Raw genomic sequence first — 14806 nt, forward strand, 5'->3', positions numbered from 1 at the left:
TCTAGGGTTTAGCATGTATGGAGCTTGGCGATGACCTACTCTCGCATGGGGAGACCCCACACTACCATCGGCGCTGGAACGTTTCACTTCTGAGTTCGAGAAGGGATCAGGTGGTTCCATTCCGCTATGGTCGCCAAGCAATTCGGTTTTGTAAATGAGTTTTAGCCATTTACTAAAATTCTTTGCTAAGAAGTAATCTCTGCTTTGTAATAGGACACTGTATCTTGGTTTAGCTTTTATCTCAAGCTACACATCAGTTAAGTCACTTTTGAGTTGTATAGTTAAGCCTCACGAGTAATTAGTACAAGTTAGCTTCACACATTACTGCGCTTTCACACCTTGCCTATCAACGTCCTGGTCTTGAACGGCTCTTTAGAAGACTTAAAGTCTAGGGAGAACTCATCTTGGGGCAAGTTTCCCGCTTAGATGCTTTCAGCGGTTATCTTTTCCGAACGTAGCTACCCAGCAGTGCCATTGGCATGACAACTGGAACACCAGCGGTTCGTCCACTCCGGTCCTCTCGTACTAGGAGCAGCCCCCCTCAATTCTCCAACGCCCACGGCAGATAGGGACCGAACTGTCTCACGACGTTCTAAACCCAGCTCGCGTACCACTTTAAATGGCGAACAGCCATACCCTTGGGACCGACTTCAGCCCCAGGATGTGATGAGCCGACATCGAGGTGCCAAACACCGCCGTCGATATGAACTCTTGGGCGGTATCAGCCTGTTATCCCCGGAGTACCTTTTATCCGTTGAGCGATGGCCCTTCCACACAGAACCACCGGATCACTAGAACCTGCTTTCGCACCTGCTCGACGTGTCAGTCTCGCAGTCAAGCACCCTTTTACTCTTGCGCTCATTGCACGATGTCCGACCGTGCTGAGGGTACCTTCGCGCTCCTCCGTTACTCTTTAGGAGGAGACCGCCCCAGTCAAACTACCCACCATACACTGTCCCTGAGCAGGATTCACTGCTCGAGGTTAGAACCTCAATACGATCAGGGTGGTATTTCAAGGATGGCTCCACACGAACTGGCGTCCGCGCTTCATAGCCTCCCACCTATCCTACACAGATAGTATCAAAGTCCAGTGCAAAGCTGTAGTAAAGGTTCACGGGGTCTTTCCGTCTAGCCGCGGGTACACGGCATCTTGACCGCGATTTCAATTTCGCTGAGTCTCGGGTGGAGACAGTGTGGCCATCGTTACGCCATTCGTGCAGGTCGGAACTTACCCGACAAGGAATTTCGCTACCTTAGGACCGTTATAGTTACGGCCGCCGTTTACCGGGGCTTCGATCAAGAGCTTCGCTTGCGCTAACCCCATCAATTAACCTTCCGGCACCGGGCAGGCGTCACACCGTATACGTCATCTTTCGATTTTGCACAGTGCTGTGTTTTTAATAAACAGTCGCAGCCACCTGGTCTCTGCAACCCTCAAACGCTTACGGAGCAAGTCCTTCACCTTCAAGGGCACACCTTCTCCCGAAGTTACGGTGTTATTTTGCCTAGTTCCTTCACCCGAGTTCTCTCAAGCGCCTTGGAATTCTCATCCTGCCCACCTGTGTTGGTTTGGGGTACGGTTCTTTATAACCTGAAGCTTAGAAGATTTTCTTGGAAGCATGGCATCAACCACTTCGTCCAAAAGAGGACTCGTCATCAGTTCTCGGCATTAAAGACCCGGATTTGCCTAAGTCTTCTGCCTACCACCTTAAACAAGGACAACCATCGCCTTGCTGGCCTAGCCTTCTCCGTCTCTCCATCGCAGTTATAAAAAGTACAGGAATATTAACCTGTTTCCCATCGATTACGCTTTTCAGCCTCACCTTAGGAGCCGACTAACCCTACGTCGATTAGCGTTGCGTAGGAAACCTTGGGCTTTCGGCGAGGGAGCTTTTCACTCCCTTTATCGCTACTTATGTCAGCATACGCACTCGTGATATCTCCAGCATGCCTTCCAGCACACCTTCTCAGACTTACACGACGCTCCCCTACCATGCCTTTTGGCATCCGCAATTTCGGTACACTACTTAGCCCCGTTAAATCTTCGGCGCAGGCCGACTCGATCAGTGAGCTATTACGCTTTCTTTAAAGGATGGCTGCTTCTAAGCCAACCTCCTGACTGTCTAAGCCTTCCCACATCCTTTCCCACTGAGTAGTGTTTAGGGACCTTAATTGGCGGTCTGGGTTGTTTCCCTCTTGACAACGGACGTTAGCACCCGCTGTCTGTCTCCCATGATTGCACTTGTTGGTATTCGGAGTTTGCAATGGGCTGCTAAGCCTTGACGGCCCGCTAGACCATAACAGTGCTCTACCCCCAACAGTGAGACATGAGGCACTACCTAAATAGTTTTCGGGGAGAACCAGCTATCTCCGGGCTTGATTAGCCTTTCACTCCGATCCACAGCTCATCCCCTAATTTTTCAACATTAGTGGGTTCGGACCTCCAGTTGATGTTACTCAACCTTCATCCTGGCCATGGATAGATCGCCCGGTTTCGGGTCTACTGCATGCTACTAGTCGCCCATTTAAGACTCGGTTTCCCTACGGCTCCCCTATTCGGTTAACCTTGCAACACACAGTAAGTCGCTGACCCATTATACAAAAGGTACGCAGTCACCCCTCACTAAAGTGTCTTATCTTTAGCTTGGCTTTCTCACTAAAGTGAAGACACTTTAGTGAGGGGCTCCCACTGCTTGTACGTACACGGTTTCAGGTTCTATTTCACTCCCCTTCTGGGGTTCTTTTCGCCTTTCCCTCACGGTACTGGTTCACTATCGGTCGGTAGAGAGTATTTAGCCTTGGAGGGTGGTCCCCCCATATTCAGACAGGATTTCACGTGTCCCGTCCTACTCGTTTTCACAAAAATAACGTTTTCGCATACAGGACTATCACCTTGTATCGTTGGCTTTTCCACACCATTGTGCTAACGTAGTTCTTGCTTAAGGGCTGGTCCCCGTTCGCTCGCCGCTACTTAGGGAATCTCGGTTGATTTCTTTTCCTCCGGGTACTTAGATGTTTCAGTTCCCCGGGTTAGCCTCCCATATAGGGATATCCTCGAAAGGATGGGTTTTCCCATTCAGACATCTCCGGGTCAAAGGTTATTTGCCACCTCACCGAAGCTTTTCGCAGGCTATCACGTCTTTCATCGCCTTCTACCGCCTAGGCATCCACCGTGTACGCTTAATCACTTAACTATACAACTCAAAAATAACTTATTAGTAAACTAATGCGTTGGCTTTGACCTTTTGTGTTGACTTATTTATTGCTAAATAACTCAATCAAAGCGTGCTTTTTGAGCATACAACGTAACTAAGATTCTTCGCTGACATGTTCGCTTGAGATTGCCCATCAAGATACATGTATTACCTATTACTTCAATCTAGTTGGAGACTAGATTGAATTTCGTTACAATGATCTCATCAATCATTACAACGTCTCTTTGCAGAGATTACTTCCTAATTTTTAAAGAACTTTCGGTTATTACCGAGAAGCAGATCAGTATCTTCTACTTCTCTTTTTGGCAATAAGAACCGCTCATACATTCTCAATTACTTGGCGCCTTAGCACGGTGTAATTAAAACCACATGAGCGGTTTTTATTGGTGGGTCTGGGTGGATTCGAACCACCGACCTCACCCTTATCAGGGGTGCGCTCTAACCAACTGAGCTACAGACCCAATTTGTTTAGGCCTGCCTTGATGCGCCGCACCGACCCGTATAAATTGGTGGAGCTATGCGGGATCGAACCGCAGACCTCCTGCGTGCAAGGCAGGCGCTCTCCCAGCTGAGCTATAGCCCCAGGCTATTGGTAATTCAGAGACAATTTATGTGAAAGCGCAAAGGCTTGCAGTCGCTTTTTCTTAAAGGAGGTGATCCAGCCCCAGCTTCCGCTAGGGCTACCTTGTTACGACTTCACCCCAGTCGTGAATCACACCGTGGTAACCGTCCTCCCGAGGGTTAGACTAGCTACTTCTGGTGCAACCCACTCCCATGGTGTGACGGGCGGTGTGTACAAGGCCCGGGAACGTATTCACCGTGACATTCTGATTCACGATTACTAGCGATTCCGACTTCACGGAGTCGAGTTGCAGACTCCGATCCGGACTACGATCGGCTTTCTCAGATTAGCACTACCTCGCGGCTTCGCAACTGTTTGTACCGACCATTGTAGCACGTGTGTAGCCCATCCCATAAGGGCCATGATGACTTGACGTCGTCCCCGCCTTCCTCCGGTTTATCACCGGCAGTCTCATTAGAGTTCTCAACTAAATGCTAGCAACTAATGATAAGGGTTGCGCTCGTTGCGGGACTTAACCCAACATCTCACGACACGAGCTGACGACAGCCATGCAGCACCTGTCTCACAGTTCCCGAAGGCACCAATCCATCTCTGGAAAGTTCTGTGGATGTCAAGGGATGGTAAGGTTCTTCGCGTTGCATCGAATTAAACCACATGCTCCACCGCTTGTGCGGGCCCCCGTCAATTCCTTTGAGTTTTAATCTTGCGACCGTACTCCCCAGGCGGTCAACTTATCGCGTTAGCTGCGCTACTAATCTTTTTAATAAGACCAACAGCTAGTTGACATCGTTTAGGGCGTGGACTACCGGGTATCTAATCCCGTTTGCTCCCCACGCTTTCGCACCTCAGCGTCAGTTTTAGTCCAGGAAGGCGCCTTCGCCACTGATGTTCCTTCTGATATCTACGCATTTCACTGCTACTCCAGAAATTCCCCTTCCCTCTACTAAACTCTAGACTGCCAGTTTCAATCGCCATTCCTAGGTTGAGCCCAGGGCTTTCACAACTGACTTAACAATCCGCCTACGCGCGCTTTACGCCCAGTAATTCCGAATAACGCTTGCACCCTCTGTATTACCGCGGCTGCTGGCACAGAGTTAGCCGGTGCTTTTTCTGCGAGTAACGTCACAGCACCAAGGTATTAACTTAATGCCTTTCCTCCTCGCTAAAAGTGCTTTACAACCCTCGGGCCTTCTTCACACACGCGGCATGGCTGGATCAGGCTTGCGCCCATTGTCCAATATTCCCCACTGCTGCCTCCCGTAGGAGTCTGGGCCGTGTCTCAGTCCCAGTGTGGCTGATCATCCTCTCAAACCAGCTATAGATCGTCGCCTTGGTGAGCCATTACCTCACCAACTAGCTAATCTAACATAGGCTCATCCTCTAGCGATAGCTTACAAGTAGAGGCCACCTTTACTCCTTAGAGTATATTCGGTATTAACGTAAGCTTCCCTACGGTATCCCCAACTAGAGGGTAGATTCCTATGCATTACTCACCCGTCCGCCACTCGTCAGCAAGAGCAAGCTCTTCTGTTACCGTTCGACTTGCATGTGTTAGGCCTGCCGCCAGCGTTCATTCTGAGCCAGGATCAAACTCTTCAGTTTAATCTTGAACATATATAAAACACTCGGAATTGACAAAGTTAACATGGAAGAATTACTTCTACCTATACTTCATTTGTCGTTTCGAGTTAATTTTTGCTTCTGCGCACCTAAGCACTTCCACATAAATTATCTCTGAATTACCTGATTTTTAAAGAACTTAATTCGTTCACTAAGCAAGTGTTTCTTACTCAGTAAGCCAGCTATGTTAGCTCGCTTTGAAACTTGTGTCAATCGTTTTTTCAAACTTTTTTCTTCAAATCTCTTCTCGTGTTTCTGCTTCAGCGCCTTGGCGTCGAAGTGAGGCGTATTCTACAGAATATCGGTGCCCACGCAAGCGTTATTTTAATTTTTTTTGAATTATTTTTTTACATTTGCACTATATCAACAACTTAGCTATTAGAATTGTTGAATTACATCATTACAACATCAAAAAACTCCGCTGGATAACAACTTTCAGCCTGAAAACTTATAGGTTTTTTTAGAAAAGCTTCTAACGAAGCAACGCTATCTGATTCCTCATCCATTATCTTGGCAACGACACTTTCTGCTGCTATAACACGATAACGCTCTGCATCAAACGATTTGTCCATTCGTGTAATTTCTCGAAAAATTTCATAGGCTACGGTTTCGGCTGTTTTAACGACACCTCGTCCATTGCAAACTGGGCAGGTTTCACACAACGTTCGTTCTAAGCTTTCTCGTGTGCGTTTTCGTGTCATCTCAATTAGGCCAAGCCTGGAAATCTCGCTTATTGATGTTTTAACGCGATCTTTTGCCAAAGCTTTTATCAATGCATCATATACATGTTTTTTGTGCTCTGCCTCTTCCATATCAATAAGGTCGAGAATTATAATTCCACCCAAGTTACGTAACCTTAGTTGACGGGCAATCGCTTGTGTTGCTTCAAGGTTTGTTCGATAGATGGTTTCTTCGAGGTTTTTATGCCCAACAAAACCACCCGTATTCACATCTATAGTGGCCATTGCCTCTGTTTGATCTATGATTAAGTATCCCCCTGACTTAAGTGAAACACGCTTCTCAAGTGCGGCTTGAATTTCATCCTCTATATTATATAAATCAAAAATAGGTCTTTCGCCTTGATAATGCCCCAACTTCTCGGTGACTTCGAGTACATACATCTTGGCAAAGTTGAGCATCTTTTGAAAGGTTTCCGCTGAGTCTACACGAATTTTCTCAATACCCGCGTTTGGTATATCTCGCAAGATCCTTAGGTAGAGCGGCAGGTCTTCGTAAATAATCTGCGACTTGGTTGCTAATTTAGCTTTTTCAACAATAGACTGCCATAAGCGCTGAAGGTAAATCATATCGGCTCTTAGTTCATGAAAATCTGCCCCTTCAGCAACGGTTCTTACAATGAAGCCGCCTTCAATGTCTTTTGCTTCGGGTATTTGCTTCATTAACTCTCTCAACCGCTCTCGCTCTTCAGAATAATCAATTTTTTGCGAAACACCCAAGGTTTTTTCAGATGGCATATACACTAATAACCGAGACGGAATGGATACTTGCATGGTGACTCGTGCGCCTTTTGAGCCTAAGGGATCTTTAACTACCTGCACCATGATCTTTTGACCCTCATGCAGGAGTTTTGCAATATCTTCTGGCGTGTCTGGCGATTTTTTTTGAATCAGTTCGCCTGACAGGTCTGAAACATGTAAAAAAGCGGCGCGTGATAAGCCAATGTCTATAAAAGCTGCCTGCATACCTGGCAATACCCGCTCGACCTTACCCCAATAAATATTACCTACTAAACCACGTTTTTTTGAACGCTCAACCCATACCTCCTGAAGCACTCCGTTTTCAACCCAAGCGACACGGGTTTCGTTGGGCGTAATATTGACTAAAACTTTTTCTTCACTGTTCATGGCATCACTCATAAAAACTGCTTTGATTTAGCAGTTGTTCTAGTTCAAAAATTGGCAAACCCATTACGGCTGAAAAACTACCTTCTATAGATTCGACGTATTTGGCACCCAGACCTTGAATGGCGTAGCCTCCCGCTTTATCGCATGGCTCACCCGTAGCCCAATAATGAGCTATGTCTTCTTCCGAAAGCTGTTTAAATTTGACACGGGTTCTATTGAGTTGAGCCAAGGCTAATGACTGATTCACAAGGGCTACCGCCGATAGAACCTCATGCCAAGTCCCTGAAAGCTTATGCATCGTTTCGATGAAGTTTTGCTTTGAGCTTGGCTTGCCAATAACCCGATTATCTATCAGCAATAACGTATCGCCACCAATGATCCATGCCGCTGAATTATTTAGAGTGCGTAAACCTGCTTGTGCTTTTTCAAGCGCCATACGTACAACAAAGTCTTCAGCCGATTCATTTTTACGTCTTGTTTCTTCAACGTCGCCCTTAACCAGTTGAAAACTCAATCCCATTTGAGAAAGCAACTCTGCTCTTCGTGGTGAACTTGACGCAAGATATAGTTTTTTGCTCATCCCACACTCCTTGAATTCGATGCGGCTACTGGCGCGGGTAAAATCTGATCTATCAACTGCGCCAAATGAATAGCACGCTTATCGGACAGATCGGCAATCTGCTGACGACAACTTAAACCAGTCGCAATAATCCAATCATTCTCGTTTGCTTGCTCTAAAGCGGGGAGCAAAGCCTGCTGGGCAATCTTAACCGACATATCATAGTGTAGGTAGCCAAAATCTCCCGCCATTCCACAACAGCCTGAATTAACAGTATTAACCACCAGGCCTGGCACTTGCGCTAGAACCTTGTTTACATCTCCTGCCTTGGCTAAGGATTTTTGGTGGCAATGCACATGCACCCAAACGCGCTTATCGACGGCTGTAATCATTGGAAAACGCTGTTGTTTAATCAAGTCCAACATCAACTCTTCATACAGCATTATCGCTGAATAATTAAACGAATCGGCCTTCTTAGGAAGTAAATCTCTCGCTTCGTCACGCCAAGTTAATGCTTCAGAAGGCTCTATCCCAATAATATAATCACCAAAAGCCACATTTGACAATACCTTAACAACGCGCGCTAACTCAGCCGCTGCCTCTTGCAATAAACCTTGGCTAATAAGTGTCCTTGGTGAGGCATTCATGAAAAGAGGCCAAACATCTAGACCTAGCTTAAGAAGGCTCTGAAGAGTAGCCTTGCCTACCTCAGGTTCTTGATATTGGCTATATAGATCCACCAGTACCCAAACCTTTTGCTGATTTGTGCCTGGCTTAATCATTTGCGTTTGCGCCTGCCACCAGGCCTGTAAATCAAACGCCCCCATTTTAGGCAAAGGCCTACGCACATCCAGGCCAAGCGCTTTAGAGGACAAACCCATTTTCTGCAACCAACTCGATAGGTTCGGGTTTTTTTGTGCCCAGGCCATCAGTTTTTTCTGGTTACCCAATGCCCATTTAATCGCTTTACCGGGTTTAAGTTGATAACTTACTTCGGCCTTAAGGCGTGCCATATCAACACTCGCGGGGCATTCTGTTTTACATGCCTTGCACGCCAAACAATGGGATAATGCATCTTGGAGTTGGGGCATGCCCAGCGCTGCAATAGGATCAGGTTCAGTTAGCGCTCTGCGCAATAAATTACTCCGCCCTCTGGTTGAATAAGCTTCTTCTCTACTAGCTTGATAGGAAGGACACATTGTGCCCGTTGTCTTGCGACAGGCCGCAGCACCATTGCATTTTTCTACCGCGTCCATCAAGCTAATATCACCACGCCAATCAAAGCCTGGATTTAATTTTTTAATAGGCTGACGATCTGCGCGCATCGGTTGCAAAATCGACTTATCAGTAATAATCACACCAGGATTGAATTGATTGTTTGGATCAAACACTGATTTTATTTGTTGATAAACACTATAAACTTTTTCCCCAACCTGCTGCCGAATAAAGGGGGCTCGCAAACGGCCATCACCATGTTCACCGGACAAGGCGCCTTTAAACTGCTTAACCAATTGAGCAAACTCATCAGCGAGTTCAGCAAACAGCATCCGCGAAGCCTTATCTGCTAAATCTAGCTCTGGGCGAATATGAATCAACCCTACCGAAGCATGGCCATAAAAAACCGCGTTAACTTGATGCTTAGCTAGCAATAGTTTAACCGCACGATAAAACGCAGGGAGCTGATCAATAGGCACGGCTGCATCCTCTATCACCGCCACCGCTTTCTTTCGCGCCCGCTTCCCCATTAAAAGTCCTAACCCCGCCTTCCTCAACGCCCATACCTGATGCGCTTGTTGCTGAGAAATCACCGGCGCACTATACGCACCTTTCGCTAGCAACCAGGCCTGCTTCTCAATTAACCCTTGCTTTAACTCACCAGCCGAATGCGCAAACAACTCGATGACCAAAACCGCACCAGGACTTCCCTCAACCCAGAAACGATTAACCGTTTGCTCAGTATTTTGAGCGGTACACGCTAAGGTCAATTGATCAATCAACTCAATAGCGGCGGGCTTGAAGGCTAATAAGGGTTCAACCAAACTCAAAGCCTGATCAACGGTTTCAAAATGGGCACAAATTAATTGGCGATGTTTTGGTTTTTTGCTTAACTTCAAGGTGGCAGAGGTAATCGCACATAAACTACCTTCTGAACCGCAAATTAAAGGCGTTAAATTAAAAGGCTGTCCCTTGGGGTTAAAAGGTTGATAATCACGCAGCAAAACATCTAAAGCATAACCGGTGTTTCGTCGGATAATGCTGGGGTCTGAAGAGGCATCAAGAATGGCTTGTTGGTGTGTTTTTAATAACCGCATCAGCTGTCGATAAATTTCACCTTCAAGGCTATTTAACGCCATCTTTTCATCAAGCTCATTAGCGCTCAAAGGCTCAAAACACGCCGCGGAGCCATCTGACAAAATTACCTCTAGCGACTCGACCCACTCGCGTGTAGTGCCATAATATAGCGAATAAGCGCCAGCAGAATTATTCGCTATCATGCCACCTAGGGTTGCACGATTGGAGGTAGAAACATCGACAGGAAAAAAGAGCTCATCATAACCAAGTCGCTGATTGAGTTCGTCCAGAACCAGGCCTGGTTCTACCTTAACGCACTGTTGAGAGGGGCGATACTCCAAGACTTGGTTTAAATGTTTTGAAATATCAATAAGGGTACCCTCACCAATTGCCTGCCCAGCAAGAGAAGACCCCCCACCACGTAGCGTAATCGTTTCAGCCGCATTCAGCGCCCGGCGTATTTCATTTACAAAATCCTGCGCGCTGAGGGGCACACTCACTTTATTGGGAACAAGTTCATACACAGAAGCATCGGTAGAGTAGAGCACGTCACATCCTTTAAATTTTTTTCTATTTTACTTCATAGACACTCTAGCAAACAGATTAACTAGGGATCAATTCAATTTGACGGGCGACGTGCTAGAATAGTTACCCATTTATCTCCTGCTTTTCTAAAAAACAATAAAAGGATTTTAATTCGATGAAAACCTCGCAACTTCTAATCGCGACCACCCGTGAAACCCCTACAGATGCAGAAATCATCAGCCATCAACTCATGCTGCGAGCAGGATTAATCCGCCGTTTGGCGGGAGGGCTCTACACCTGGTTACCGCTCGGATTAAAAGTATTGCGCAAAGTTGAAACCATCATCCGCCAAGAAATGGACCGTGCTGGCGCACAAGAAGTCCTTATGCCTGTTGTTCAACCGGCTGAACTATGGCAAGAATCTGGGCGCTGGCAGCAGTACGGTGCTGAGTTACTTAGGATGCAAGATCGACACCAGCGTGATTTCTGCCTTGGGCCAACGCATGAAGAAGTCATTACAGATATAGTGCGTAAGGAAATTCGTAGCTATAAACAATTACCTGCCAACTTTTATCAAATTCAAACTAAATTCCGTGACGAAATTCGTCCAAGGTTTGGCGTGATGCGTTCACGTGAATTTATTATGAAGGACGCCTATTCATTCCATTTAGACCGTGCAAGTTTGGAAACCACCTATCAAGTGATGTTTGATAGCTATCATCGTATTTTTGAACGCATGGGATTAAATTTCCGCGCGGTGCAAGCGGACACAGGCTCTATTGGTGGGGATGGTTCGCATGAATTCCATGTGTTGGCTGATTCAGGCGAGGATGTCATTGCATTTTCAACGGACAGCGACTTTGCCGCGAACGTGGAACTAGCCGAAGCGCTAACACCAATTGAAGCACGCCCTAACCCATCACAGCCCATGACCGAACTAGCAACACCCAATATTCACAGCATTGATGAAGTCTGCCAGTTTTTAAAAATACCCGCATCACAAACCGTTAAAACACTACTGGTTCAAGGTGCGTCAGAAGCCAAGCCTGTGATTGCACTTGTTGTTCGGGGCGATCATGAACTCAATGACATTAAAATCGAAAAGCTCGGCCAGGTTGCTAGCCCAATGACCTTTGCCACTGCACAACAGATCAAACAAATAGCGGGTTGTGATGCGGGCTCAATTGGACCAGTAGGTTTGACTATTCCGATAATTGTTGATCGAGCCGCTGCTCAGTGCGCAAACTTTGTATGTGGCGCAAACAAAACCGGTTATCACTTGACGGGCGTCAACTGGGAACGTGATCTTCAACCAGGCCTGGTTGCTGATATTCGAAATGTGGTTGAAGGTGACCCAAGCCCGGATGGTAAAGGCACGATTCAAATTCGACGTGGCATTGAAGTGGGGCATATCTTCCAGCTAGGTGATAAATACTCAAAAGCCCTAAACGCTAACGTTCTAAACGAAAACAGTCGTGCGCAACTATTACAAATGGGTTGTTACGGTATTGGCGTAACGCGTGTTGTTGCCGCAGCTATTGAACAAAATCATGATGAAAAAGGGATTATATGGCCCGATGCCATTGCGCCTTTTCAACTCTGTATCGTACCGATGCAAATGCATAAATCACCGCGCGTTAAAGAAGCGGCTGAACAGCTTTATAATGAATTAACCACTAGAGGCATTGAGGTGCTGTTTGACGATCGTAATGAGCGCCCAGGTGTCATGTTTAATGATATGGAATTAATCGGTATTCCCCACCGTATTGTTATAGGAGAGCGAGGACTGGATGAAGGAAAAATCGAATATAAACACCGTCGAGATAGTGAAAGTCAACATATAGATCAAGATGAGTTTATCTCATTCTTACTAGCCAAACTCGGTTAACAAACTAAACGCTCTTGTTGATAGTCAGCTAGCGGACAGAATAAAGGGGGCGTTTGATTATTAAAGTTAAATTCATGTAACTCTGCCACCGACATAGCGGCTTGCGCTTCTATCTCGTTACGCATAACCAAACGATGGTGCGCCAGTAATTGCTTACTGGTCAGTCTGCATACCCCTACCCTTTTTTTCTTGCAAATAATGCTTCACATTCAGCTTGAGGCATCCAGCCAATACAGCTACGCACTTTCATAGACTGATAGTTTCGCACAACCGGCATCACCGTCAAAATACCCCAAACAATTTGATACCATTCCCAGCCAATCGGCGAAGGATGGCGCGCCCACCACTGATTATTCACGCCAAAACGTTTAGTTTTGAAAACGAGATGTATTGCTAAACGCCAATATTTTAAACCATATTGCGTTTTTGTCGCCCAGCTTGCCATTAATTAGCCTCCAGTATAAATAACAATTGATTCTCATTAAACACCGTACTACCCTGCGTCACCGCTAGTGTTTTAATACGTCCAGCTTGCGGAGCTTTAATATAAAAATAGTCCGCCCAGGCCTGATGTAGGGCTAATTCAGCTTGTGCTTTAGCAAAAGCTTGCTGAGCGAGTTCTAAATCCAGCTTAGCACGCTCAAATGGCCGACGAGCTATAACAGTACGATCATAAAGATCCTCAACCTGCTCATACTCAATCTTAGCATCATCCAGCGCCGCTTGACGATAAGCTAGATCAGCCTCTAAAACCCCTAGCTTAGCTTGATAACGACGGTCATCAATCGTCATAATTAACTGACCAGCACGCACCTGTTGACCTTCTTTTACTTCAAGCTTCGCCACTTGCCCTGAAACAAGTGAGCCAATTTTAATCTCTGCAGCCGATAGATTAAACGCCATCATTAACGACACAGCAAAAAGTCCTAAACGTTTCATTTCGAATCACTCCCTTCACTCTTGGTTTTGTTTTGGTTAGCTTGAACGATAAAAGAGGCATCACCGCCCGTTGCAAATGCCATCTGCGCCCAAAGCAAGGTACGCTTTAACTCAAAGGCCAAAGCGTCATAGTCTGCCTGGGAAATCGTCACCAATGCATCACCAAAATCAGACTGCTGTTCATTTTCATAAAGGGCGCGCTTATAGTCCATATTAAAAGCCGCAAATATTTTTGATGCGTCTATGGCTTGTTGCTCCACATTCAACAGGCTTAATTGGAAAAATAAGTCTGTGACCTGTTGACGAACTTTTTGCTCAGCCGCCATGCGCTCCGCTTGTGCTTGCTGAAGCTGTGCACGCTCGCGCTCAACTCTTGACTGAATGAGCCCACTGTCAAACAACGGCATAGACATCGACACTTCAGCATGCCAATGACCTTCACGAACCTCAGGGTAACTGGAAAGCTGACCAACCCAGGCGTCAGCACGGAAACGCGGCTTTTTAGCCGCCTGCGCACTACCGATTCGTTGCTGCCCCGCCAATTGCGAGTGTTTCAAAGACAAAATCTCATGATTATTCGTTACGGCTTGTTCAAGATACACTTCAACCCGTTCCATATCGGTTGGAATATTCGCAAATTGCGGAAGCTCAACCCGTGAAATAACCGCATCAGCACGTCCCATTGTGTTCGCCAATAGCATACGTGAACGGCGCAAATTGGCTTGTGCACGCTGACGTGTTACAAACGCTTGCTGATAATCCTTTTCGTACTGGTAAAGTTTAACGTCTGCTACACGCCCCAGCGCATGATCCTCACGTATCTTATCCAGAGTAACAAAGGCAATCGCCATCGCTTCGTTTTCAACCCGATAATTCATGTCTGCTAACAACACATTAAAGTAGGCCTGCATCAACATTAATCGAAATTCATTTTCAGCCGCTTCCACCGCTAAAGATTGAGCTTGAGCATCCAACAACCAGGCCTGGCTTAACTTTTCGGTCTGACCAAAATCATAGAGCGGAAGCCCAAAATGCAAAGCAGCTAAATGATGATTCTGACGTTCACCATTGAATTCACGCTGACCCAGTCGTCCTTGTAGACTGAGCGCAAAGCCATCTTGTGCTTGAACTTCTTTGAGGTTAGCTTGAGATTTATATAACGCCGCTTGCCTTGCTAAAACAGGGGGACTCATGGATGCCGGCAAGTTAAGAACATAATCGAGGGTTAAAGGCGACGGCAAGGGTTCTTTTTCTGCAGCCTGAACAGCTAACCCCATCGACAAGATTAGCGATGAAATAAGTTTGAACTTCATGTTCACC

General features: G+C 46.4%; 8 protein-coding genes, 2 tRNA genes and 3 rRNA genes. 1 reads left to right on the forward strand and 12 read right to left on the reverse strand.

All coding sequences use genetic code 11. From position 1 onward, the window contains the following. Positions 1–22 precede the first annotated feature (22 nt). From rrf to P8S55_RS00040, 8 genes are all read right to left on the reverse strand, one after another. Positions 23–138, reverse strand: a 5S ribosomal RNA gene (gene rrf, locus P8S55_RS00005). Between the two features lie 139 nt (positions 139–277). Beyond that, a 23S ribosomal RNA gene (locus P8S55_RS00010) occupies positions 278–3194 on the reverse strand. A 405-nt stretch (positions 3195–3599) separates the two neighbouring features. Continuing rightward, positions 3600–3676, reverse strand: a tRNA-Ile gene (locus tag P8S55_RS00015). Between the two features lie 46 nt (positions 3677–3722). After that, positions 3723–3798 (reverse strand) — tRNA-Ala (locus P8S55_RS00020). A gap of 63 nt (positions 3799–3861) precedes the next feature. After that, positions 3862–5400: ribosomal RNA gene (locus tag P8S55_RS00025) — 16S ribosomal RNA — on the reverse strand. Together the 16S, 23S and 5S rRNA genes with 2 tRNA genes alongside form the textbook arrangement of a ribosomal RNA operon. Positions 5401–5810: 410 nt before the next feature. After that, complete coding sequence (rng, locus tag P8S55_RS00030) at positions 5811–7283, reverse strand: ribonuclease G (RefSeq protein WP_289225278.1); 1473 nt, start codon at positions 7281–7283, stop codon at positions 5811–5813. Between the two features lie 4 nt (positions 7284–7287). Next, positions 7288–7863, reverse strand: a complete 576-nt coding sequence (locus P8S55_RS00035) for a Maf family protein (protein WP_289224259.1) — start codon at positions 7861–7863, stop codon at positions 7288–7290. Then, positions 7860–10682: an FAD-binding and (Fe-S)-binding domain-containing protein gene (locus P8S55_RS00040; RefSeq protein ID WP_289224260.1), complete on the reverse strand. Its 2823-nt coding sequence runs from the start codon at positions 10680–10682 to the stop codon at positions 7860–7862. The genes P8S55_RS00035 and P8S55_RS00040 overlap by 4 nt, the downstream gene beginning before the upstream one ends. A gap of 152 nt (positions 10683–10834) precedes the next feature. Between P8S55_RS00040 and P8S55_RS00045 the strand changes: the two genes are divergently transcribed. Continuing rightward, positions 10835–12547, forward strand: a complete 1713-nt coding sequence (locus P8S55_RS00045; RefSeq protein ID WP_289224261.1) for a proline--tRNA ligase — start codon at positions 10835–10837, stop codon at positions 12545–12547. Here P8S55_RS00045 and P8S55_RS00050 read toward each other — a convergent pair. Genes P8S55_RS00050 through P8S55_RS00065 form a run of 4 tightly spaced genes read right to left on the reverse strand, consistent with a single transcriptional unit; the run spans position 12544 to position 14799 of the window. Next, on the reverse strand, positions 12544–12672 hold the full coding sequence (locus tag P8S55_RS00050) for a hypothetical protein (protein ID WP_289224262.1): 129 nt from the start codon (positions 12670–12672) through the stop codon (positions 12544–12546). The two genes, P8S55_RS00045 and P8S55_RS00050, sit on opposite strands and share 4 nt — an antisense overlap. A 50-nt stretch (positions 12673–12722) precedes the next feature. Next, on the reverse strand, positions 12723–12992 hold the full coding sequence (locus P8S55_RS00055; protein ID WP_289224263.1) for a hypothetical protein: 270 nt from the start codon (positions 12990–12992) through the stop codon (positions 12723–12725). Continuing rightward, a complete protein-coding gene (locus P8S55_RS00060) occupies positions 12992–13486 on the reverse strand; it encodes an efflux RND transporter periplasmic adaptor subunit (RefSeq protein ID WP_289224264.1) in 495 nt (164 codons plus the stop codon). Before P8S55_RS00060 ends, P8S55_RS00055 begins: the two co-directional genes overlap by 1 nt. Further along, positions 13483–14799 (reverse strand): TolC family protein, encoded by a 1317-nt coding sequence (locus P8S55_RS00065; protein ID WP_289224265.1) that lies wholly within the window; start codon positions 14797–14799, stop codon positions 13483–13485. The genes P8S55_RS00060 and P8S55_RS00065 overlap by 4 nt, the downstream gene beginning before the upstream one ends. Positions 14800–14806: the final 7 nt, after the last annotated feature.

The organism is Thiomicrospira sp. R3, assembly GCF_029581415.1.
Lineage (GTDB): Bacteria > Pseudomonadota > Gammaproteobacteria > Thiomicrospirales > Thiomicrospiraceae > Thiomicrospira.